Annotated in this window: 24 protein-coding genes; 8 read left to right on the top strand and 16 right to left on the bottom strand. The window is 63.1% G+C overall.

Features of this window, described 5'->3' with window-relative positions; genetic code table 11:
- The first annotated feature begins 5 nt into the window (after positions 1-5).
- From NKI63_RS00940 to NKI63_RS00925, 4 genes are all read left to right on the top strand, one after another.
- The gene (locus tag NKI63_RS00940) at positions 6-968 is read left to right on the top strand and encodes a sugar-binding protein (protein WP_352820213.1); all 963 of its coding nucleotides are present in this window, start codon (positions 6-8) and stop codon (positions 966-968) included.
- A gap of 112 nt (positions 969-1,080) precedes the next feature.
- Positions 1,081-2,625 (top strand): sugar ABC transporter ATP-binding protein, encoded by a 1,545-nt coding sequence (locus tag NKI63_RS00935; protein WP_352820211.1) that lies wholly within the window; start codon positions 1,081-1,083, stop codon positions 2,623-2,625.
- 23 nt (positions 2,626-2,648) lie between these two features.
- Positions 2,649-3,644 carry an ABC transporter permease gene (locus tag NKI63_RS00930; protein ID WP_254815901.1) on the top strand — a complete coding sequence of 332 codons (996 nt, stop codon included), beginning with the start codon at positions 2,649-2,651 and terminating at the stop codon, positions 3,642-3,644.
- A 151-nt stretch (positions 3,645-3,795) separates the two neighbouring features.
- Positions 3,796-4,326, top strand: a complete 531-nt coding sequence (locus tag NKI63_RS00925) for a DUF2231 domain-containing protein (RefSeq protein WP_352453004.1) — start codon at positions 3,796-3,798, stop codon at positions 4,324-4,326.
- Positions 4,327-4,416: 90 nt separating this feature from the next.
- On the opposite strand, the gene phnN is transcribed toward NKI63_RS00925, so the two are convergent.
- The 9 genes from phnN to NKI63_RS00880 all read right to left on the bottom strand — a co-directional run bounded on the left by phnN (position 4,417) and on the right by NKI63_RS00880 (position 13,896).
- The gene (gene phnN / locus NKI63_RS00920) at positions 4,417-5,046 is read right to left on the bottom strand and encodes a phosphonate metabolism protein/1,5-bisphosphokinase (PRPP-forming) PhnN (RefSeq protein ID WP_352820210.1); all 630 of its coding nucleotides are present in this window, start codon (positions 5,044-5,046) and stop codon (positions 4,417-4,419) included.
- A complete protein-coding gene (locus NKI63_RS00915; RefSeq protein WP_352820208.1) occupies positions 5,043-6,182 on the bottom strand; it encodes an alpha-D-ribose 1-methylphosphonate 5-triphosphate diphosphatase in 1,140 nt (379 codons plus the stop codon). Before NKI63_RS00915 ends, phnN begins: the two co-directional genes overlap by 4 nt.
- A gap of 78 nt (positions 6,183-6,260) precedes the next feature.
- Positions 6,261-6,968 carry a DUF1045 domain-containing protein gene (locus NKI63_RS00910; RefSeq protein WP_352505997.1) on the bottom strand — a complete coding sequence of 236 codons (708 nt, stop codon included), beginning with the start codon at positions 6,966-6,968 and terminating at the stop codon, positions 6,261-6,263.
- Positions 6,969-7,115: 147 nt separating this feature from the next.
- Positions 7,116-7,928, bottom strand: a complete 813-nt coding sequence (iolB, locus tag NKI63_RS00905) for a 5-deoxy-glucuronate isomerase (RefSeq protein WP_352820206.1) — start codon at positions 7,926-7,928, stop codon at positions 7,116-7,118.
- Between the two features lie 2 nt (positions 7,929-7,930).
- Positions 7,931-8,149 carry a DUF3329 domain-containing protein gene (locus NKI63_RS00900; protein ID WP_254815905.1) on the bottom strand — a complete coding sequence of 73 codons (219 nt, stop codon included), beginning with the start codon at positions 8,147-8,149 and terminating at the stop codon, positions 7,931-7,933.
- Between the two features lie 41 nt (positions 8,150-8,190).
- Positions 8,191-9,108, bottom strand: a complete 918-nt coding sequence (gene iolE, locus NKI63_RS00895; RefSeq protein ID WP_352505995.1) for a myo-inosose-2 dehydratase — start codon at positions 9,106-9,108, stop codon at positions 8,191-8,193.
- Positions 9,109-9,154: 46 nt separating this feature from the next.
- Positions 9,155-10,999: a 3D-(3,5/4)-trihydroxycyclohexane-1,2-dione acylhydrolase (decyclizing) gene (gene iolD / locus NKI63_RS00890; protein WP_352505994.1), complete on the bottom strand. Its 1,845-nt coding sequence runs from the start codon at positions 10,997-10,999 to the stop codon at positions 9,155-9,157.
- A 34-nt stretch (positions 11,000-11,033) separates the two neighbouring features.
- The gene (locus NKI63_RS00885) at positions 11,034-12,968 is read right to left on the bottom strand and encodes a bifunctional 5-dehydro-2-deoxygluconokinase/5-dehydro-2-deoxyphosphogluconate aldolase (RefSeq protein ID WP_352505993.1); all 1,935 of its coding nucleotides are present in this window, start codon (positions 12,966-12,968) and stop codon (positions 11,034-11,036) included.
- 199 nt (positions 12,969-13,167) lie between these two features.
- Positions 13,168-13,896, bottom strand: a complete 729-nt coding sequence (locus tag NKI63_RS00880) for an SDR family oxidoreductase (protein ID WP_352505992.1) — start codon at positions 13,894-13,896, stop codon at positions 13,168-13,170.
- 136 nt (positions 13,897-14,032) lie between these two features.
- Between NKI63_RS00880 and NKI63_RS00875 the strand changes: the two genes are divergently transcribed.
- Together NKI63_RS00875 and NKI63_RS00870 are read left to right on the top strand one after the other, a co-directional pair.
- Positions 14,033-14,338, top strand: a complete 306-nt coding sequence (locus NKI63_RS00875; RefSeq protein ID WP_352820203.1) for an AraC family transcriptional regulator — start codon at positions 14,033-14,035, stop codon at positions 14,336-14,338.
- The gene (locus NKI63_RS00870) at positions 14,328-14,924 is read left to right on the top strand and encodes a helix-turn-helix domain-containing protein (RefSeq protein ID WP_352820201.1); all 597 of its coding nucleotides are present in this window, start codon (positions 14,328-14,330) and stop codon (positions 14,922-14,924) included. The genes NKI63_RS00875 and NKI63_RS00870 overlap by 11 nt, the downstream gene beginning before the upstream one ends.
- Here NKI63_RS00870 and NKI63_RS00865 read toward each other — a convergent pair.
- On the bottom strand, positions 14,921-15,766 hold the full coding sequence (locus NKI63_RS00865; protein ID WP_352506061.1) for a MurR/RpiR family transcriptional regulator: 846 nt from the start codon (positions 15,764-15,766) through the stop codon (positions 14,921-14,923). The two genes, NKI63_RS00870 and NKI63_RS00865, sit on opposite strands and share 4 nt — an antisense overlap.
- Before the next feature lie 157 nt (positions 15,767-15,923).
- On the opposite strand from NKI63_RS00865, the gene NKI63_RS00860 reads away from it, so the two are divergent.
- Entirely contained in the window at positions 15,924-17,033 is a 1,110-nt protein-coding gene (locus NKI63_RS00860) for a Gfo/Idh/MocA family protein (RefSeq protein ID WP_352505990.1), read from the top strand.
- 34 nt (positions 17,034-17,067) lie between these two features.
- Here NKI63_RS00860 and NKI63_RS00855 read toward each other — a convergent pair whose 3' ends face one another.
- Positions 17,068-17,769, bottom strand: a complete 702-nt coding sequence (locus NKI63_RS00855; protein ID WP_352686487.1) for a helix-turn-helix transcriptional regulator — start codon at positions 17,767-17,769, stop codon at positions 17,068-17,070.
- Between the two features lie 127 nt (positions 17,770-17,896).
- On the opposite strand from NKI63_RS00855, the gene NKI63_RS00850 reads away from it, so the two are divergent.
- Positions 17,897-18,532 carry a LysE family translocator gene (locus tag NKI63_RS00850; RefSeq protein WP_352736745.1) on the top strand — a complete coding sequence of 212 codons (636 nt, stop codon included), beginning with the start codon at positions 17,897-17,899 and terminating at the stop codon, positions 18,530-18,532.
- A gap of 48 nt (positions 18,533-18,580) precedes the next feature.
- Here the strand turns inward: NKI63_RS00850 and NKI63_RS00845 are convergent, their stop codons facing one another.
- The 5 genes from NKI63_RS00845 to iolG all read right to left on the bottom strand — a co-directional run bounded on the left by NKI63_RS00845 (position 18,581) and on the right by iolG (position 22,361).
- Positions 18,581-19,672, bottom strand: a complete 1,092-nt coding sequence (locus NKI63_RS00845; protein WP_352686493.1) for a 3-deoxy-7-phosphoheptulonate synthase — start codon at positions 19,670-19,672, stop codon at positions 18,581-18,583.
- Between the two features lie 273 nt (positions 19,673-19,945).
- Positions 19,946-20,188: a hypothetical protein gene (locus tag NKI63_RS00840; RefSeq protein ID WP_352686496.1), complete on the bottom strand. Its 243-nt coding sequence runs from the start codon at positions 20,186-20,188 to the stop codon at positions 19,946-19,948.
- Positions 20,188-20,457, bottom strand: coding sequence for a type II toxin-antitoxin system Phd/YefM family antitoxin (locus NKI63_RS00835; RefSeq protein WP_352686499.1), 270 nt, complete (start codon positions 20,455-20,457; stop codon positions 20,188-20,190). Before NKI63_RS00835 ends, NKI63_RS00840 begins: the two co-directional genes overlap by 1 nt.
- 84 nt (positions 20,458-20,541) lie before the next feature.
- On the bottom strand, positions 20,542-21,336 hold the full coding sequence (locus tag NKI63_RS00830; protein ID WP_352686502.1) for an SDR family oxidoreductase: 795 nt from the start codon (positions 21,334-21,336) through the stop codon (positions 20,542-20,544).
- A 23-nt stretch (positions 21,337-21,359) separates the two neighbouring features.
- On the bottom strand, positions 21,360-22,361 hold the full coding sequence (iolG, locus tag NKI63_RS00825) for an inositol 2-dehydrogenase (protein ID WP_352647757.1): 1,002 nt from the start codon (positions 22,359-22,361) through the stop codon (positions 21,360-21,362).
- Between the last annotated feature and the right edge of the window lie 27 nt (positions 22,362-22,388).

Below are 22,388 nucleotides of genomic sequence, written 5' to 3'. Positions count from 1 at the left end.
TGAATATGAAATCTGTGATACGAAATGCGTCCGTCGCCGCTGCGGCCCTGCTGCTCGGCCTGTCCGCCAGCGCAATTGCGCGGGCCGACGACAAGCCGACACTGGCCTTCGTCGTCAACGGCGCTTCCGATTTCTGGAAGGCGGCGGAAGCCGGCGTCAAGAAGGCTCAAGGCGAACTGCCCAACTACAAACTGGAACTCAAATATCCGGAGCAGTCCTCGGTCGCCATCCAGCAGCGCCTGATGGACGATCTGGTGACGGCCGGCGTGAAGGCGATCATGGTCTCGGCCGTCGATCCCAAGACGTCGACCGACGGGCTGAACAAGATCGCCTCGGAAACGGCGTTGTTCACCACCGACAGCGACGCGCCGCAGACCAAGCGTGTCGCCTATATCGGCTCGTCCAATGTCGATGCCGGCAAGCAGGCGGCAGAGATCGCCAAGAAGGCAATGCCTGACGGCGGCAAGTGCCTCGGCTTCGTCGGCCTGCTCGGCGCCGACAACGCCAAGGAGCGCATCCAGGGCATGAAGGAAGGTCTCGCCGGCACCAAGATCGAATTGGTCGACGTGCGTGGCGACGACATCGACCAGGCTCGCGCCAAGAAGAACGTCGAGGACGCGCTGGTCGCCAGCCCCGACGTCACCTGCATGGTCGGCTTCTATTCCTACAACACGCCGCGCATCTATGAAGCGCTGCGCGATGCCGGCAAGCTCGGCCAGATCACCGTCGTCGGCTTCGACGACGATCCGATCACGCTGGGCGGCGTCAAGGAAGGCACCGTCGCCGCCACCGTCGTGCAGCAGCCCTTCGAATGGGCCTATCAGGGCATGAAGCTGATGGCTGCCTATCTCGAGGGCGACAAGTCGGGCATTCCCGCCGATGGCCTGATCATCATCCCGACCAAGATCATCGGCAAGGACGATGTCGACGCCTACGCCGCCAGCCTCAAGGCGATGTCTGGAAACTGAGCGAATTAGGTTGCGCCGGCTCAAGGTTCGCCTTGAGCCGGCGTTCTATTGACGGGCCTCGCGAGGCTCGTCAGTCTGAGACCAAACGGCTCACCGGCTGCTGTCAGGCGTGATGAATTATTCCGACCCATCCATCGTTGCATCTGCGGACGCTCCGTTCCTGAGCCTCGACGGTGTGCGCAAGACCTATCCCGGCGTCGTCGCGCTGGACGGATTCTCGATGGAGGTCAGGCCGGGCGAGGTCATCGGCCTGGTCGGCGAAAACGGCGCCGGCAAATCGACGCTGATGAAGATCCTCGGTGGCGTGACCAGGCCGGACACCGGCACCATCACCGTCGATGGCGTCGCCCATGACGGGCTGACTGTCGAGGCCAGCATCGGCTCGGGCATCGCTTTCGTCCACCAGGAACTCAACCTGTTCGAAAACCTCGACGTGGCCGCCAATATCTTCTTCGGCCGCGAACCGCTGCGCGCCGGGCCGCTCAAGCTCGTCGACCGCGCCAGGCTGCGAGCGCAGGCGGCGCCGCTGCTCAAACGCGTGGGCGCCAATTTCTCGGCCGATACGCCGGTGTCGGCGCTGTCGCTGGCGCAGCAGCAAATGGTCGAGATCGCCAAGGCGCTGTCGATCAAGGCACGGTTGGTTATCCTCGACGAACCGACGTCCAGCCTGCCGATCGCCGAAACCGACAAGCTCCTCGGTGTCATCAAGGCGCTGAAGGCAGACGGCATCGGTGTCATTTTCATCTCGCACCGCCTTCACGAGGTCGAGCGCGTCGCCGACCGCGTCGTCGTGCTCAGGGACGGCATGCTCGCCGGCACTTTGCCAAAGAGCGCCATCAATCACGACCAGATGGTCAAGCTGATGATCGGCCGCATGCTCAAGGAGCGCGAGAAGGCCGCAGAATCGGCGCGCCCGCCTGGCTCTGTCGCGCTGTCGGTCAAGGCCATTCGCACCGTCGCCTATCCTGACCGGCCCGTCGACCTCGACGTCAGGCATGGCGAGATCCTCGGCCTGGCCGGTCTCGTCGGCTCCGGCCGGACGGAACTGGCGCGCGTGCTGTTCGGAATCGATAGGAGCTTTGGCGGCTCGTTCCAGCTTGACGCAAAAGATCTGGTTCTTGGTTCGGCCGCCGACGCAGTGGCCAACGGTGTTTTCCTCGTCCCGGAAGACCGCAAGCTGACTGGCATCCTGCTCGACCTGTCGATTGCCCAGAACATCTCGCTGCCCAATCTGCCGGCGCATTCGCGGCGCTCGCTGGTCTCGGCCAGCGCCGAGGCCGCCACCGCCGAAAAACAGAAGACCGATCTCGGCATCAGGGCGCCCTCCGTGCAGACGCGCACCGGCACGCTGTCGGGCGGCAACCAGCAAAAGGTCGTGCTGGCCAAATGGCTGGCGATGAAGCCGAAGGTGATGATCCTCGATGAGCCGACGCGCGGTATCGATATAGGCGCCAAGGCCGAGATCTACGGGCTGATGCGGGCGCTGGCCGATGCCGGAGTCGCCGTGCTGATGATCTCCAGCGACATGGAGGAGGTGATCGGCGTTTCCGACCGCATTGCCGTCATGCATGAGGGCCAGATCTCGGGCATTCTCGACAAGAATCGGTTCAGCCAGGAAAACGTGCTGCTGCTGGCGGTCGGCAAGCAGCCGAAGTAATTCGCAGGCGTTGGGAGAAGACGATGAGCAAGAAAGATCTCGGCCTGCTGATCCTGATCCTGGTGGTCGGCGCGGTGGTGGCGATCATCAACCCGCGCTTCCTGCTGCCGATCAATCTCGCCAACACCTCGAACCTGATCGGGCTGTTCGGCATCCTGTCGATTGGCCAAGCCTTCGTCATCATCACCGGCGGCATCGAATTGTCGGTCGGCTCGGTGGTTGCGCTGCTCGGTACGCTTTTCATCGATTTCATCGCCGTGCGGGAGATGGAGTGGCCGCTGGCCTTCGTGCTGATCATCGCGCTCGGCGCCATCATCGGCCTGATGCATGGCTGGCTGATCACCCGGCTGAAGTTGCAGCCGTTTGTCGTCACCCTCTGCGGTCTGCTGATCTATCGCGGCGTGGCGCGCTTCTACACTGCCGACGGCACCGCCGGCTTTGCCTTTGGGCAGAACTTCCCGGAACTCGAATTCCTGACGGCGGGGCGGTCCTGGGGCGTGCCGAACAGTTTCATCGCGCTGATCGTCATCGCCGTCGTCATGTGGGTGGTGCTGCACCGTTCGGTATTCGGGCGCTATCTCTACGCCATCGGCAAGAACGAGGAAGCGGCAAAATATTCCGGCATCCGCACCGGCCGCATCGTCATAGCCGCCTATGTCATCTGCGGCGTGCTGACGGCGCTGTCGGCTATCTATTTCGCCATGTACACACGCTCGATCTCGCCGGCGAGCCACGGCCAGTTCTACGAACTCTACGCCATCGCGGCAGCGGTGCTCGGCGGCTTCTCGCTGCGCGGCGGCGAAGGCTCGCTGATCGGCGTCCTGCTCGGCACGGTGCTGCTGCAGGAGCTGCAGAACCTCGTCAACCTGCTCGGCATCCCGTCCTCGCTCAACTTCGCCGTCATGGGCGGGGTGATCCTCATCGGCGTGCTGGTCGACCAGCAATGGGGCGTGTTCAGGGCGCGGCGGCGGATGCTGGAAGCTACCCGTAAGGGCGTGGCGGGTGCTGCCGCGGAATGACGCAAAAATAGCTGGATGAAATGCGCCGACTGCCATTGGCAGGCATCACAAGGTCGGCCTGAGCTTCGCGACAGCAGTTCAGATTAATCTCCATTTGGAACGAAACCCGTATCGAAGCGTTTATTTAAGCTTTGCTATGCGGAGGCGTCCCATGCCCACGAATCCAGTAAGTACCGCAAAGGTCGGAACTCATCCCCTCCACCCGATGCTGATACCTTTTCCTGTCGCGTTTCTTGTCGGTGCCTTTGTCACCGACCTGGTTTTCTGGGGAACTGCCGATGCTTTCTGGGCACGGGCATCGATGTGGCTGATCGGGGCAGCCATCGTAATGGCCCTTCTCGCCGCGACAGCCGGTTTTATCGACTTCCTCAACGAGCCACGCATTCGCGCCTTGTCGGACGCCTGGTATCACATGCTGGGCAACCTGACCGCGGTCGTTGTGGCACTGATCAATTTTTATCTTCGCTATGCCCAAGGCGCCGAAGCCGCGGTCCGCCCATGGGGTGTGCTCTTGTCGTTCATAGTGGTCTGCATACTGCTGTTCACCGGCTGGAAGGGGTGGGAAATGGTGTATCGCCATCACGTTGCAGTTCTGGATACACCAGCGGATGCGCCAGCGAAGCCTTCGACAACCACTGCCACCGATACTCGTCACGCTGGTCGGGACCGGCACGCCGCATGACGCCATAATTCCGAAAAGGGATCCCGGCTTCCAAAAAGATATCGGTTAGACAAGTAGCGCCCATACCGAATGCATCGGATGGGCGCTCCTTTAGATAAGGCCTGACATGTCGGAGAAGGCCATGGCCTTGCGCAGCACCTCGGCGAAGCGCTCGCCGGCCGCTTCACGAAGACCGCTATTGTCGATCGAGGTGACACCCGGTCCGGACAGCGCCACATTGGCACCGCGCGCCAGCCGTGCCAGCACTTCGCCGCGCGACTCGCGACCGCGCAATGCCAGCCGCTCGGCCAGGATATCCGGTGCAGCCGTGATCTCGACGACAGCCAGATTGGCGTAACGCTCCCGCAGCGCCGGGATGATCGCGCGCGAGACGTTGGCGATCGCGACACGGCCGTTGGAGACCGACCAGTCGACTTCGGCCGGGATGCCGTAGCGCAGGCCATGCGCCTCCCAGGAAATGGCGAAGGCGCCATCCGCTTCGGCCTCGACGAAGGCAGCATCGGCAAGCGTATCGTGATCCTCGGTGGCCGCATCGCTCGGCCGGGTGATCACCCGGCGCACGAACTCCAGCCGGCTCTCGTCGGCAAACACCGCGCGCGCATAGCCGATCACCGTGTCCTTGCCGGCACCGCTCGGCCCGACGACGGCGACGAAGACACCGTCGCGGATCGGAAATCCCGCGGCGGACAATTCACGCTCGACCGATGCCGACACCATCATGCGACCCGGCGTCCCTGCCGCCAGACCGTGCGGACGACCGGGACATGGTCGTCGACGCGCACGCGAACCAGATCGGCGCGCCGGCCGGGCTCGATGACACCGCGATCGGTGAGGCCGACCGCCTCGGCCGGGTTCTTCGAAACCATGGCCACAGCCTGCGGCAGCGAGATACCTTCGACCACGTCGCCGAGGAAGAAGGCCGACTGGATCAGGCTGAACGGAATGTAGTCCGATGACAGTATATCGAGCAGGCCGTCGCCGGCCAGCGTGCGGGCCGAGACATTGCCCGAATGCGAAGCGCCGCGCATGACGTTCGGCGCGCCCATCAATACGCCGAGCCCTGCCTTTTTCGAAGCCCTTGCTGCCTCCTCGGTGGTCGGGAACTCGGCGACGCGCACACCTTGCTCGATCGCTTCGTCGACATGGCCGACGGTCGCGTCGTCATGGCTGGCGAGCACGATGCCGCGCTCATGACAAGCCGCGGCGATGAAGCTGCGGTTCGGGCTCGAGTTCCTCGCCGATTCAGCCATCCGCTTTTCGCAGAATTTCTGGAAATCGCGATCCGTAAGCTTCAGCTTGCGCTGATAGTAGTAGGCGTAGGTCTCGAGATCGACGAATTGCCGCTGTCCCGGCGCATGGTCCATCAGCGACGCCAGCCTGACCCGCTCGTCACCGTCGAAATTGGCGAAGGCTGGAAGGCAGTCCGGCGCCGAAACCTCGCAGCGCAGATGGATGAAATGGTCGGCCCTGAGCCGGTCCTGCTGGACACTGTCCTCGATCGCGTCGGCCAGTTTGCGTATGTCGGCAGCCGTCAGGTCCGCATCCTCGTCCATGCCGACGCGCAAGGCGTCGAGCACGGTGGTGATGCCGGCGGTCGCCACCTGCGCGTCATGGGCGAGCACCGCGGCGATCGGGTTCCAGCGCACTTTCGGCCGTGGCGCGTAATGGCCTTCGAGATGATCGGTGTGGAGTTCGACCAGGCCAGGGATGATGAAGTCGCCGCCCATGTCCTCGCCGCTGCGGCCGCGTCCGGCATCGATGGCGGCGATCATGCCGTCGCGCAGCACGATCGACCCTTGGACGATCTGGTCGGCGAGCACGATCCGGGCGTTGTCAAGAACAGTCTCGGCGGTCATTTCAAGCAGTCCTTGCAGGATTTTGCAGCCAACTGGAACCAAATGGCGTCGCACAAACGCGGTTAGAGCAAATAGTCATTAGGCAGTTCTTCTGGCCGGGCGGCGCCCGAGCGCGTGATGGGACAGCACCATGAACGGCGCGCCAGGTTCAGTTTCCACAAACAGCGTCAGCGCGTCCACCGGCACCGGCCTTTGCAGCACGCCCGCAAACAGGCTGTCGATTGCTAAGCGAAGACGAGGGCTTTCCTGTGACGAGACCCGGCCGGACAGCGTCATATGGAAGCGAAATGTCTCGAACACGTAGGGATAACCCCATTGGCAGAGATTGCGGAACTCGTCGGGCTTCAGCGAATCGGGGCTGCGCCGTTCGATCTCGGCTTCCGTCAACGGCGCGCGAAAGCGGTCGAAGTCGCGCACCACATCATCGGCGAAGCGGTTGAGCGACGGCAGCGGTGCTTCCGGCACCAGCGCGAAGAAGCCGTCGATCTGGCTGACGACTAGGCGCGGGATCGTAACCACCGGCGTCGCCTCGGCAAAATCGTCGAGTGCCGCGCGAAGCGAGGTTTCCGTCTCATTGGAGGCCAGTCGAAAGGGCGCCTTCAGCGTCGCATGAAAGCCATAGCGGCGCGCCGAAGCGGTATGGAAGGCAACTTCTGCCGCCGACAACTCGCCTACTGCCTCGACCGGCTTTGTGGCGGCACCGAATGGGTCGCGGCCGAGCCAGTTGGCGGCGGTCCGTGCCAGCGGTTCGTCCTGTCGGGGGGTGAAATAGATCGCGTAGCGCATCGAAAGTCCTCGTCAGCCCGCTGCCATAGGTGATTTCCATGACGAATTGACGAAGCTTTGCGGCGTTTTCGGTAACAAAACCACACAGCCGGGTCATTAGCCGACGATTTTTCGCTTGGACCAGCGGTTGGGGCGAAGGGGAAGTGGTCAGGCCTTCATCAGCCATTCGTGTTCGGGCGCGTTGTGGAATTTCCACGTCCGCTTCGGTCCGGCCATGACGTTGAGATAATAGAGATCATAGCCGTGGCAGGCTGCGCAGGGGTGATAACCCCTGGGCACCAGCACGACGTCGCCGTCCTCAATAGCCATCGCCTCGTCGAGCGAACGAGCACCGCTCTGGTCGGCGTCAGTGTAGACGCGCTGGAAAGCAAAGCCCTGCGGCGGGTTGAGGCGGTGGTAATAGGTTTCCTCGAGATAGGATTCAGCCGGCAGATTGTCCTGGTCGTGCTTGTGCGGCGGATAGCTCGATGTGTGACCGCCGGGTGTGATCACCTCGACCACCAGCAAGGAATCGGCCGGCTTGCCTTCCGGCAGGATGTTGGTGACATAGCGCGTGTTGGTGCCTTTGCCGCGAACCTCCTGGCCGAGATTGTCAGGTCCGATGACACGGACCGGCAGACCGCCGCCCAGTCCTGGCGCCGAGCAGACGGCAAGTTCGAGATCGGTATCGGCGCTCACCGACCACTCCGACCCCTGCGGCACATAGACCGACCAAGGCTTGCCTTCGAACGGCGACATGCGTTCGCCCAGCAGGCCGAGATCCTTGCCGCCGGCTTTGGCCTTGCCCTTGCCGGTGACGAACACCAGGCAGACCTCACGATCCGCGGTTTGCCCGGAAGCGCTCTCGCCGGGTCTGAGCCGATGCAGATCGAAGCCGACATAGGTCCAGCCGGCGTTTTGCGGCGTCACATGAGCGACGCGGCCGTGGCCCTTATTGGCTTTGATGAGCAGCTTAGACATGGTCATTCCTTCGGTTTGGCGTCCGCCGATGGCTTGTCCTCGTCAGCCGGCTTGTAGAGATAGAAGAATTGCCAGACGGCATAGCCGGCGAAGCCGAGCGCGATCACGCCCCAGAACGGCGTGCCGGTGGCGAATTCGATCACCGACCAGACCAGGCAGACCGCGACAACGGCAACGCGCCGCCACAGCGGCCGGAAAAACGGGTGCTCGGAGTCTTTCATCGGATCACCCCCGGCATCGGATCAGCCCTTCCTCGCGAGCCTCAAGCATTGGGAAAGCCTTGTGTCTCCACCGTATAGCCGGCCGCTGTCATCACCCGCATCAATTCCTTGTAGCCGACCTGCGCCATCTTGAGCGGCGGGTTCTTCTTCGGATCCTGCTCGGCCTCGACCACGAACCAGCCTTCATAGCCATGGTCGGCGAGCCTCTGGACGATGGCGCCAAAGTCCAGCGAGCCATCTCCCGGCACGGTGAAGGCACCAAGCGCCACCGCATCGAGAAAGGATTGCCTGCTACGATCCAGCTTGTTGATCACCTCCATGCGCACGTCTTTCACATGCACGTGGTTGATGCGCCGGTGGTGGTTATCAATAGCGCGCAGCACATCGCCCCCAGCAAACGCCAGGTGACCCGCGTCGAGCAGCAATGGAATGCCTTCTCCCGAATAGCGCATGAAGGCATCGAGGTCTGGCTCGGTCTCGACCACCGCCGCCATGTGATGGTGATAGGAGAGCGGCATGCCTTGCTCGGCACACCATTCGCCGAACTGCGTGACCTGCTTCGCGTAGGCTTTCATCTCATCGTCCGAAAGCCTGGGCTTGCTGGCGAGGGGTTTCGAGCGGTCGCCCTGGATGGAGCGGCCGACTTCGCCATAGACGATGCAGGGCGCATTCACCGCCTTGAACAGGTCGATCATCGGCTGGATACGATCCTTGTTTTTCGCCATGTCTTCATCGACCAGCGTCCCCGAGAACCAGCCGCCGCAAAGCGTCACGTCGGCCTCTTTCAGGATCGGCAGCATGACTTGCGGATCGTTGGGAAAGCGGCGGCCCATTTCCATGCCGGTAAAGCCAGCCGAGCGCGACTGGCGCAGGCACTCCTCCAGCGACACATCATCGCTGAGTTCGGCAAGATCGTCGTTCCACCATGCAATGGGGGACATGCCCAGTTTGGCTTTCAAGTCGTCACTCCAGTTTCGGACATTTCGAGGCGCGTTCGCGGATGGTTCAAAGAACCCGCCCGCTCAGCGCTTCCTCGTATTTCTTGCGCGCCGCATTCACTTGCGGCCGTGCCGAGACTTCCGGCACTGCGACATCCCACCAGCTTCCACCAGCCTCGGTCGAAACCAGCGGGTCGGTGTCGATGACCAGCACGGTCGTTCGCGTGTTCTTCTTCGCTTGCGCCAGCGCCGTTTCCAGCCCGGCGATCGATGGCACTTTTTCGGCAATCGCACCCATGCTCGCAGCATGCGCGGCGAAGTCGATCTCGGGCAAGGTTTCGTGACGGGCGTCCTTCAGCAGATTGTTGAAGTTGGCGCCGCCGGTCGCCATCTGCAGCCGGTTGATGCAGCCATAGCCGCGGTTGTCGAGCAGCACGATGGTCAGCTTGAGGCCGAGCATCACAGAGGTCGCGATCTCGGAGTTGAGCATCAGGTAGGAGCCGTCGCCGATCATCACGACTACCTCCTCGTCCGGCTTGGCCATCTTGACGCCGAGTCCGCCGGCGATTTCATAGCCCATTGTCGAGAACCCGTATTCTGCGTGGTAGGAGCCGGACGCACCCGCCTGCCAGAGCTTGTGCAACTCGCCGGGCAAGCCGCCGGCGGCATGGAGCAGTACCACGCCGGAGCCCATGGCGCGCTGTACGGCGCCGATCACCTGCGCGTCGGACGGATAGGCGGCATTGGTTGACGCAGTCACCTTGCCCGCCTCCGCCTGCCATTCCTTTTTGCCCTTGATCGCATTGTCGGTCCAGGCGGCAGGCGCCTTCCAGCCCTTCAGCGCCTCGCCGAGTTCGGCGAGCCCTTCCGCCGCATCGGCGACCAGCGGCAGCGCCTGGTGCTTTCCGGCGTCGAAGGGCTGGACGTTGAGCCCGATCATGGTCCTGCCGGCATTCTTGAACAGTGCCCAGGAGCCGGTGGTGAAGTCCTGCAGCCTGGTGCCGACGGCAAGCACGACGTCGGCCTCTTCGGCCAGCCTGTTGGCCGCCGAAGTGCCGGTGACGCCGACCGCCGCCATGTTCAGCGGATGATCGTCGGGCAGCGAGGATTTGCCGCCTTGCGTCTCGCAGACCGGAACGCCGGCGTCCTGCACCAGTCTGGCCAGTTCACCCGAGGCCTGCGAATAGAGTACGCCGCCGCCGGCAATCACCAATGGCTTCTTCGCCGCTTTAAGTGCTGCCACCGCGGCGGCCAACTCCTGGCGATCCGGACGCGGTCGCCGCTGATGCCAGATTCGTTCGGCAAAGAAGCTCTCGGGGTAGTTATACGCTTCTGCCTGCACGTCCTGGCACAGCGCCAGCGTCACCGGGCCGCACTCGGCGGGATCGGTCAGCACCTGCATGGCGCGGTTGAGCGCCGGCATGATCTGCTCCGGCCGGGTGATGCGGTCGAAATAGCGCGACACCGGCCGGAGGCAGTCATTGACGGTCGCCGTGCCGTCGGAGAAATCCTCGGCCTGCTGCAGGACAGGGTCGGGAATGCGATTGGCAAAGACGTCGCCGGGCAGAAACAGGACAGGCAACCTGTTTACATGCGCAAGCGCCGCAGCGGTCACCATGTTGAGCGCGCCGGGGCCGATCGAACTGGTCGCAGCCATGAAGCGGCGGCGGAAATTGGCTTTGGCATAGGCGATAGCCGCATGCGCCATTGCCTGCTCGTTATGGGCACGGAAGGTCGGCAGCTCGTCGCGAACCTGGTACAGCGCCTCACCGACGCCGGCGACATTGCCGTGGCCGAAGATCGCCCAGACGCCGCCAAAGATCGGCACCTTCCCCCCGTCCATCTCGGTCATCTGTCGAGCAAGAAAGCGGGTCAGAGCCTGCGCCATCGTCAGGCGGATTGTCTTGGTCATGTCGGTTCCTCCGCAGTCCTTATGCCGCGCCTTCTTATGCTGCTTTGCGGCCGCGCGCGGCAAGCCACGCCTCGGTCAGTCTCTCGAAGCGAGATGCCATGTCGGCAACCGCTTCATCGTCCGACATCTTGCCGGCAAGCCATTGTTCGGCCGCGTTGATGAAGATGGTGCGGCCGACGGCAAAGCCCTTGACGACGGGCGCCTTGGCGGTGGCGGCAAAGGCCGCTTCCAGCTCGTCCTGCGGCGCTTCCAAACCGAGCAGCACAATCCCGCGGCACCACGGATCGTTTTTCAGGATCACCGCCTCGATCTTTGCCCATGCGCCGTGCGATGCCTGCGGTTCGAGCTTCCACCAATCGGGCTTGATGCCGAGTGCGTAGAGTTCCTCGAGCGCGCGCGGGATGGTCATGTCGTCGAGCTTGCCGTGCTTGCCGGCGATGATCTCGACCAGGAGCTCTCGGCCCACTTTCCGCGCGGCCTCGAACAAAGCGCGCAGTTTCTGCTGCTGTTCGGTCTTCAGCTCCGCCGGATCATCGGGATGATAGAAGCACAGGCACTTGATGCAGTGGTCGACCGGCCATTCGGTCAGTTGCGAACCAATGTCTTGCGAGAACTCGAAGCGAAGCGGCCGCGAACCCGGCAACTCGACCGGCCGGCCGAGCCAGGTGAAGGAATGGTGGGCGAATTCGAACATCGCCTCGCGTCCGTATTTTTCGTCGAGCAGCATGCCATAGCCGGCGCGGCCGGCCGCGACTTTGGCCGCAGCCTTGACGGTCAGCACCTTGAAAGCCGGGATCCGCGACGGATCGGCGCCGGCTTTTGCCGCGACGTCCTCCAGCTGGACGCGGTGGTCGCAGGCGAACGCCATCAGCGAGGGGATGTCGCGCCGGCGCGTGGTCGCCCAATGGATGTGGTTGATCGCCTCGTCCTTGCGCAGCGCCAGGTGCTTGCTGCCGTTTTTCAGGAAGAACTGCAATTCCTCGAAAGTCGGGTATTCAGGTGCGCAGAGGAGCCGCGACACGGCAACTGCCCCGCAGGCATTGGCCCAGGTCGCCGCCGTCGCCAGGCTTTCCTCGCCGAGCCAGCCGCGCAGGAAGCCCGACATGAAGGCGTCGCCGGCGCCAAGCACATTGTAGACCTCGATAGGAAACCCCTTGCCGACGATACCGTCCTCGAGATCGTCGCTGATCGGCCCGTCATAGACAATGCAGCCCATGGCGCCGCGCTTCAGCACGATGGTTGCCGCCGACAGCGATCGGATGGTTTTCAGCGCGCTCAGGCAATCGTCTGCGCCCGACGCGATCATGATTTCCTCTTCGGTGCCGACGATGAGATCGCAGTCGGGCAGCACCGTCTTCAGCCGCGCCGAGACGCGGTCGGATTTCACATAGCGCTCGAAACCTTCGGCGTGGCCGGCGAGACCCCAGAGGTTGGGGCGGTAGTCGATGTCGAACACCACCTTGCCGCCTTTGGCTTTCATGACACGGATCGCCTTGCGCTGGGCGGCGTCGCTGTTGGGTCGTGAAAAATGCGTGCCGGTGACGACGACCGCGCGTGCCGAAGCGATAAACGCCTCATCGATGTCGTCTTCCGAAAGTGCCATGTCGGCGCAATCGCTGCGATAGAAGATCATCGGCGAGACGCCTTCATCCTCGACCGACAGCAGCACCAGGGCGGTCAGCCGCTCCGGATCGGCCTTGAGGCCTTGGACCGAAACGCCCTCGCGGGTCAGCTGCTCGCGGATGAAGCGGCCCATCTGCTCATTGCCGACGCGGGTGAGCAGCGCCGAACGCAGGCCTAGTCTGGCAGTGCCGACTGCGATATTGGCCGGACAGCCGCCGACCGACTTGGCGAAGGAAGTAATGTCCTCAAGGCGCGAGCCGATCTGCTGGCCGTAGAGATCGACGGAAGCGCGGCCGATCGTGATGATGTCGAGCGGCGAATATTTCGCTTCCACGGCCTCGCCCATTCGAACCTCCCATCGGCTTTGTTGTCTTGGGTAACACGCGCGAGCGGCAGCGTGGCGCCAGCAATATGAAATAATAATTCCAATCCATAGTCAATATGGAACGAGCATTCCCAAGCTGAAAAGTGCTGTGCAAGGCTCGCGCGTTCAGAAACTTTGAAGTCAGACGAACGTCAAGTGTCTACCACTGAGACCAGCTGATTTACCAAGGAAGTGGGCCATCATCGTTGAAGTACCCGGCGGTCGGGCCATCGGCGTCCAAGGTCGCCAGGTGAATGACGATCTCGGCCGCCTGCTGCACCGTGCGGTGACCTTTATAGCCGTTGAGATCGGTGGCAGTGTAGCCGGGCGCGGCGGCGTTGACCTTGATGCCTTGCGGTGCGAGCTCCCTGGCGAAGGCCACCGTGATGGCGTTTAACGCCGTCTTGGAGCTGCCGTAGCCCATCATATTGACGGCGTGGTTCGCGGTGGCGGGATCCAGCGCCCGGCCGATGGAGCCGGTGGAGCTGCTCACCATCACGATCCGGGCAGCAGGTGCTGCCAGCAACAGCGGCAGGAATGCCTGGGTCACGCGGATCGGGCCGAAGACATTGACGTCGTAGGTGGCCTGGATATCGGCGATCCGCTGCTGGCTCGGCGGCAGGTCGTAGTTGATGGCGACGCCGGCGTTGTTCACCAGCACGTCAAGGCGGGGGCTGGCCTGCCCGAACGCCTCGGCTGCCGCCTTCACACTGTCATCCCGCGTGACGTCCAGCTCAAGCCACTCTACGTCGTGGCCTTCGGCACGCAATGCCTGCGCCGCCGCCATGCCGCGTTCGGCGCTCCTGGCTCCGAGCCAGACCTTGAAGCCCATGGTCGCCATTCGCCGGGCGATTTCACGGCCTATACCCTTGTTGGCGCCGGTCACCAGCGCAGTTTTCGATGTCGTCATATCGTGTCTCCATGTTTGCTGTCGAAGACCCACAAATGGCGCGAGGCAGCGGGCGCCGCGCGCCGGAAACTCTCCAGCTCTTGCCTAATCCTCTCACGCTGTTGCGCGGCCGGTGCGAATGCGCGATGCTGGCGCAATGAGCGAGGCGCTGCAGGAGTTGATCGAAATCGCCGGCCGCCATGCGCGCGGGCGAAGAATAAGAACGGCGATTCCCGGCGTTTCGATCGGCCGCAGCGAAGTCGCGACGGCGCCATTGCCGGGTGTGTGGGGGTCGGGGGTCTTATTCGTAGTGCAGGGCGCGAAGACGGTTCTGATCGGCGACCGGGCTCTTCGTTACGACCCAGCCAGCTATTTCATCTACACTGTCGAGACGCCCAGCATCAGGTCAGATAGTCGAAGCGAGCGCGGCACGTCCTTATCTGGCCATTGGCTTGACCCTTGACCTGCAGGCTGTCGCCGCGCTCCTCGTTGAGCACGGGCCGGTCCTCGGCGGCGACAGGTTCTCCACCTCTCCCGTTGATGACGACCTGCTCGACGCGTTGCGTCGAATGCTGCGGCTGCTTGACCGGCCAGCGGAGATTCCCGTGCTTGCGGCCATGCTCGAGCGGGAGATGCTGTTTCGGCTCCTGCAAGGCCCGCAAGGCGAAAAGCTTCGTGAACTTGCGCGCGCCGACGGCCATCTGTCCCGGATTGGCCAGGCGATCGCCTGGATCCGCTCGCATCCCCATCAGCCGGTCCGGGTCGGGGATCTGGCCGAAATCGCCCATATGAGTAGTGCTGCGTTCTATCGTCACTTCAAGGCGGCGACGGCCTTGAGCCCAATCCAGTATCAAAAGCAAATCCGCTTGCTGGAAGCCCGCCATCTGCTGATTGCCCAGCCGGGCAACGTGGCGCGTGTCGCCTTCGCTGTCGGCTATGAGAGTGCTTCCCAGTTCAGCCGGGAGTATGCCCGCCAGTTCGGATCGCCGCCTGCCCGCGACGCAGCGCGGCTTTTGGCAGGAGGCGAAACGGCAATAGAGGTGCTCTAAGGCTTGCGCTTCTTTCCGCTATCGCGCCGCTTCTCGCCGACCGCGACAGTCAGCGCCATGGCCAAGGCCATCGTCGCCGACAGCGAGCGGAAGCCGGCGAAATCGGCCTCGGCGACCTCGAACCAGACCCTGGCGAACTGGGCGAGCGGCGAAAAGGAGGAGTCGGTAATCGCCACGATCGGCACGCCTTGTTCCGAAATGACGCGCGCCTCCTCGATGGTGGCCGGGGCATAGGGTGAAAAGCTTATGGCGATGACGGCGTCCCTTGGAGAGGCAAAGCCGATCATCTCCGCATTGAGGCCGGCGGCCGATTCGATCAGCTGGTTGCGGATCTTGAGCTTGCCCAATGCGTAGGCGATGTAGGAGGCGACCGGGTAGGAGCGCCGCTTGGCCAGCACGTAAATGGTTTCGGCCTTGGCCAGCAAGGCGATCGCATCTTCGAAATGGTCTTCATTCAGCGTGCGCGAAATGTCGTTGAGCGAGGTGCTGGCTGCGGCAACAAAACCGTCGAAAATCGCGCGGTGGCCGGCGCCTTCCTCGGCCTTGGCGCGCAATGCCGCCAGCCTTTCATCATAGGACGAGTTGCGCTCGCGCAGACGCTCGCGAAACACCAACTGCAGGCTGGTGAAACCATCAAAACCAAGCTGCTGGGCAAAGCGGATCAGCGTCGAAGGCTGGACACCGGCGGAAGCGGCGATGCTGGCGGCGGTGCCGAAGGCGATATCGTCTGGGTTGTCGAGCGCATAGGCGGCGATCTGGGCGATACGTTTCGGCAGGCTCTGGCGCCGCTCCAGGATCGTCGCCCGCAGCGTCTCGAAATCGCGCGGCACCCGTTCGTCCATCGTCGCTCCGCCCAGGCTCATCGTCTGGTTCCCTCTGTGCCCCATCATAGCGGGCCTGTGCAAGAACACCATAAAAAATGAGACAAGCGTTCCATCTGCAGACAAAATGGACTAATTCATCCACACAAACTTTGCACACACACAGGGAGGCAAGCGGATGGTCGGGGTAGGTCTTATCGGCACGGGCTTCATGGGCAAGTGCCACGCCATTGCCTGGAACGCGGTCGGCACCGTTTTTCCCGATGTGGATAAGCCAAGGCTGGTTCATCTGGGCGAGGTCAACGAGGACCTTGCAAAACGCCGTGCCAGCGAATTCGGCTTCGCCAAGGCCTCCGGTGACTGGCGCGCGGTGGTCGACGATCCCGACGTCGATGTGATCTCGCTGACCACGCCGAACCAGTTCCACCCGGAAATGGCCATCGCCATCCTCGAAGCCGGGAAGCATCTGTGGTGTGAAAAACCGATGGCGCCGAGTTTTGCGGAGGCGCAAGCAATGGCTGCGGCAGCCCAAAAGTCCGGCAAAGTCGCCGCGCTCGGCTATAACTACATCCAGAACCCCGCAATCCGCCATATCGGCGCGCTGCTCGACGAGAAGATCATCGGCGAGGTCAACCATCTGCGCATCGAGATGGACGAGGACTTCATGGCCGATCCGGAGGCGCTGTTCTTCTGGAAGCACGAGGCGGCGTCCGGTTACGGCGCGCTCGACGATTTCGCCGTGCATCCGCTTTCGCTCATCGCCGTGCTGTTCGGCCGCGTTGCCCGCGTCATGTGCGACATGGCCAAACCCTATGCCGAACGCCGCGTCGCCTCTGGCGGGCGCCGCGCGGTCGAAACCTACGACATCGCCAGTATCCTGATGCATCTCGAAAACGGCATCGCCGGCACGCTGCTCGTCAACCGTTCGGCCTGGGGCCGCAAAGGCCGGATCGCCATCCAGATTTTTGGCTCGAAGGGCTCGATCCTGTACGATCAGGAGCGGATGAATGAGTTCCAGCTCTATCTGACAGCCGACCGGCCGACCGAGCAAGGCTATCGCACCATCCTGGTAGCGCCGCACCACAAGCCCTACGACGCCTTCCTGCCGGCACCCGGCCACGGGCTTGGCTTCAACGACCTCAAGATCATCGAATGCAGGGAACTTTTGACGCGGCTGGCCGGCAAGCCGGCGCGCATCATCGACTTCGACGAAGGCCTGGAGATCGAGCGCACTGTGCACGCGATGGCCAGGTCGTTCAGTGAGAGCCGCTGGGAGGACGTGAGATAGCCCCTCCCCCGGCATCCGCTTCACAGTGGCCGCTTCAGCCGCCTGCGGCTGAGGTGTCCGTTTCCCACCCGTTCACCCAGACCTGCCGCAAACCGTCGCCTTCACCCTTGAACCATAGTCCCGTCGCCTGGCAATCCTCGATCCGGTCGCTGCGGAAATTGCGGATTGCCTGGCGCAGCTCGCACCAGGCAACGATGTTGGCGGTTTCGGAGTAGTAGATGAGGGCGATCGGACAGATGATGCGGTCGGTGGCTCGGCCCAGTTCGTCGCGGTAGGAAAGGTCCAGCTTGGCCTCGTCGCGGATGGCACGGCGCACCAACGCCAGATCGACCGCGGAGGCCGATGGCGCGGCAAAACCCCATGCATGCAACTGATTGGCGTCGAGCGTTTGGCGCAAAGGCGGCGGCACCGCGCCGGCGATCTTGGCGCTGACGCGCTTGGCCGCCTGCTTGAGCTCGCTGTCGCCCGTGCGTTCGAGCAGCGCGAGAGACAGTACGATCGCCTCCATCTCCTCGATCGAAAACATCAACGGCGGCAAGTCGAAGCCAGGACGCAGTATGTAGCCGATGCCGCGCCCGCCCTCGATCGGCACGCGCATCGCCTGCAGCGCGGCAATGTCACGATAGACCGAGCGCACCGTCACCTCCAGCCGCTCGGCGATCATTGCCGCCGTCACCGGTCTCCTCGCCAGCCGCAGGATCTGGATGATCTCGAACAGACGCGACGCCTTGCGCATTCCCTCACTCGGCCCGAAGGCAACTGACAACACCTCGTCAGTTGGACTGACCTATAGGATCGCCTATCGGATTGAAAATCAACAAGTTCCTCTGCAGCTCGCCTGCATGAGGCGACAGGCAACTGACATGGACTACGCGGCAAACCTCTGGCTCTTTTTTCTCCTCCTTGTCGGCATCATCATCGTGCCCGGCATGGACATGCTTTTCGTGCTTGCCAATGCGCTGACCGGCGGCAGCAGCAGAGGGCTTGCGGCGACCGGCGGCATCATGCTGGGCGGCGTGGTGCATACGCTGAACGGCGCGCTCGGCGTCGGCCTGCTCATGCATTTCTTGCCGATCCTCTTCAATCCGCTGCTGATTGCCGGCGCCGCCTACATGGCCTTTATCGGCATCACGCTGATGCGCAGCTCCATCACCGTCAGCCATGACGGCCCTGCCGCCAGCCGCTCCGCATGGAAGGCCTTTCGCCAGGGGATCATGACCTGCCTGATCAATCCAAAGGCCTATCTCTTTGTTCTTGCCGTCTATCCGCAGTTTCTGAGGCCGGATTACGGCCCGATCTGGATGCAGGCGATCATCATGGGGCTCATGACGATCGCCACGCAGTTCGCTGTCTATGGCGGACTCGCAATTACCGCCGGTCGCAGCCGCGATCTGCTGGTCGCCAATCCAAGGGCAACCGCTCTTGCCGGCCGGGCGGCCGGACTGCTTCTCGTTGCGGTTTCGGCGCTCACCGTCTGGGAAGGCTTGAAGGCGGCGTGAATTCCGCGCCCGAAGGGCGCAACGTCCATGGCAGCGGCGCCGGCCGGGTCAGGCGGCTCCCGGACGGCTTGATATCATGGCGCGGCGCACCGACCGGCGCCGCTCGACCGCGTCGGCAAGGCCGTAAAGCACCGTCTCGGTGGTTGCCCAGTCGATGCAGCCATCGGTGATGCTCTGGCCATAGACGAGCGGCCTGCCGGGCACGACATCCTGCCGGCCGGCGACAAGGTTGCTCTCGATCATAACGCCGATGATGCGCTCGTCGCCCGCCGCGACCTGGCCCGCCACCTCGGCTGCCACCCCTGGCTGGTTTTCCGGCTTCTTGCTGCTGTTGGCGTGGCTGACATCGATCATCAGCCGCGGCGCCACGCCGATCCGGCCGAGTTCCGCGCAGGCAGCAGCAATGCTGGCCGCGTCATAATTAGGCACAATACCGCCGCGCAGGATGACGTGGCAGTCCTCGTTGCCGGTGGTCGTAGCGATGGCGCTGCGCCCACCTTTCGTCACCGCCATGAAATGATGCGGCTGGGCGGCGGATTTCACGGCTTCGGCGGCGATCCGCAAATTGCCGTCGGTGCCGTTCTTGAAGCCGACCGGGCAGGACAGGCCTGACGCCAGTTCGCGATGGATCTGGCTCTCGGTCGTGCGCGCGCCGATCGCTCCCCAGGCGACGAGGTCGGCAATATATTGCGGGGTGGCCATGTCGAGGAATTCGGTGGCCGCCGGAAGGCCGAGATTGTTGACCGCGGAGAGCACGTTGCGGGCCATCCGCAACCCCTTGTCGATGTTGAAGCTGCCGTCGAGATCGGGATCGTTGATCAGGCCTTTCCAACCGACCGTCGTGCGCGGCTTCTCGAAATACACCCGCATGACGATCTCCAGCCGGTCCGACAGGCTTTCGCGCAGCGTCGCCAGACGACTGGCATAGTCTACGGCAGCGGCCGGGTCGTGGATCGAACAGGGGCCGACGACAACCACCAGCCGGTCGTCGGCGCCGGTCAGCACGGCGTGGATCGCGTTGCGTGATGCGGCAACGGTGCGCGTCGCCGTCAGCGTGCGCGGTATCTCCCGCATCACCTCGTCCGGCGCGCTCAATTCCCTTATCTCTTTGACCCGAAGATCGTCTGTGGTCGTCAACACGGCTTTCTGCTCCTGTCTGTTGGAGCATGATCTTTTCCGAAAACCGGATGCCACTTTTCGGGATCATGCTTTAGGAGACCTGCCGGCAAACAAAAAAGCCGCCAGGTCTGGCGGCTGTTCGGATTTTTGATGCTGCAATCTTCAGATCGAGCGCAATCCTCCCGCCGCCAGCGAGCTGCTAAAGTACCAATAGGTGGCGGTCAGGTTGATCATGCGGTTCATATAATCGATGCCGGGGCGCTTGTCACGTGGGTGATGAGGCGAAGCAGTGTCTCAGTTTGAAATGTGCTCCTGGCCTTGGGGAAACCAGATGCCACGCCGAAACCAGTTGGCCACGCCCAGATTGGGTATGACGTGATTCTGGTCAAGATCATTCATGTCCTTGATGATCTCGATGCCGACAACATTCTCGGCAGACCCAAAGGCAAGCGAAAAGAGTTGTAGCGCGTCGGCTTTCGATTGCGCGGTGACGCCAACCCCGAGGTGGCCGCTTACCTTGATCCAATAGGGATGCATCAGACGTGCTCTTGCCGCCCCAGCGGTTCGTCACGCTGACGCCCAAGGTTGAGATCGGCGCCGCGCAGCGGGGAGTCCAACAGGAACTCCGCAAGCGTACCCTTGCGTGCGGTCTTGCGCTGCCATTCCTCGGCCGAGACGACAACCACGATCGGTTTGCCGTTTCTGGTGATCGTCTGCGGCGCCGACTGCGCGCGCTCGATGACCTCTGAGAGCCGGGCTTTTGCCCCGGCGACCGTCCAATTGGTATTCTTAGGTGCAGGCGGCATCTTAATCCCGTGACTAGTCCGACTACGTTGACTATGCGGGAATGGCGATGCCGACGCAACAGACGCAGGGCCACTCAGCTGGCCTTACTCCGGCGACGCCCCCGCGATGCTCTGGTCGTAGTCGACCAGCGATCCGGTCATGACGCCGGACTGCGGGCTGATCATATAGCTGATCAACCTGGCAAGCTGTGCCGGTTTCACCAATTGACCCATCGGCTGCGCGGCCTCGGCCCGTTCCAGCCAGTCGTCCGGCGCGTCGTGCCATTTTTTCTGCACGATCGCTTCGCCCTCGGTGTCCATCCAGCCGGGCAGCACCGCATTGCAGCGGATGCGATTGCCGCGATAGGCATTGGCGACATTCTTGGTCAGTGTCGCCAGCGCACCCTTGCTCGACGAATAGGGTGCCAGGAACGACTGGCCGCAATGCGCCGACATCGACAGCACGTTGACGATCGAGCCCGGTGCCTTGCGCGCCAGCAAATGCGCCACCACGCCCTGCATCAGGAAAAACGGGCCGCGGACATTGGTCTGGAATATCTGGTCGAAGAGATCCTCGGAGGTCTCGACCAGCGAGCCGCGAGCCGAGGTGGCAGCGGCGTTGACCAGTGCGTTGACGGTACCGAAATGGCCAATCGCCATCTCGACGGCACGCTTGCAGTCGGCCACTTTTGAGACGTCGGCGCTGATGAAGATGGCATCGACGCCTGCCCGCTTGAGAACGGCGACAGCCTTGTCGCCCTTCTCCTGCGAGCGGCCGATCAGCGCCAACGCCCGGCAACCCTCGTCGGCCAGCGCTTCGGCCACGGCGAAGCCGATGCCTTGCGCGCCGCCGGTGACGATGGCGCGTGTTTCGGAATTGCGACCGGCTGAACCGTTCATCGCCTTGCTCCTGTGCTTGATAGTCAGATTGTTTTGTCGAGGCGGACGGTCTTGCCTTCCTTGGCCGATTTCAGCGCCGCATCTGCCAGCCTGAGCGCCACCAGGCCATCCCTGCCGCTCGGCACCGCCTTCTTGCCCGACGTCGCTGCCGCGATGAAGGCGGCGATCTCGTTGGCATAGGCGTCGAGATAACGGGTCATGAAGAAATCGTGCAGCGGCGGCCGCGTATAACCTTTCTCGTTGGCCAGTTCGATCGACACCGGCCGCTGGTTTTCGGCCGCGATCATGCCTTTCGAGCCATGCACCTCGATGCGCTGGTCGTAGCCATAGGTGGCGCGGCGCGAGTTGGAGATGACGCATTGCTTGCCGGAGGCGGTTTCGAGAATGACGCTGACGCTGTCGAAGTCGCCGGCTTCGCCGATCTTTTTGTCGACCAGCACCGAAGCGTGCGCGCTGACCGCCACCGGCTCCTCGCCGAGCAGGAAGCGCGCCATGTCGAAATCATGAATGGTCATGTCGCGGAAGATGCCGCCCGAGCGGCCGATATAGTCGAGCGGCGGCGGGCCGGGATCGCGCGAGGTGATCGTCACCATTTCGACGGTGCCGATGGCGCCGTCGTCGATCGCCTTGCGCACGGCGGCAAAATGCGGATCGAAGCGGCGGTTGAAGCCGACCATCAGGGTGGCGCCGGCCTTGTCGACGACGGCCAGGCAACGTTCCACCCTGGCGGCGTCGAGGTCGATCGGCTTTTCGCAGAAAATCGCTTTACCCGCTTTGGCGAAGCGTTCGATCAGATCGGCATGGGTGTCGGTCGGCGTGCAGATGACGACCGCATCGATATCGCCGGCCTTCTCGATGGCATCGATGCTGCGCACTTCGGCGCCATAGGCAGAGGCCAGATCGGTCGCCGCCTTCTCGAAGGCGTCGGCAACTGCAACCAGCCTGGCCTGCGGATTGGAACCAACGGCGCGAGCATGGACCTTGCCGATACGGCCCGCACCGAGAAGAGCAAAGCGAAGAGGCATGAAGAATTTTCCTTTGAGGATGGTTGG

It is taken from the genome of Mesorhizobium sp. M0410 (assembly GCF_040321435.1).
Classification (GTDB): domain Bacteria; phylum Pseudomonadota; class Alphaproteobacteria; order Rhizobiales; family Rhizobiaceae; genus Mesorhizobium.
The sequence above is the reverse complement of the archived record's forward strand: the minus strand, read 5'-3'. Positions and strand labels throughout refer to the sequence as shown.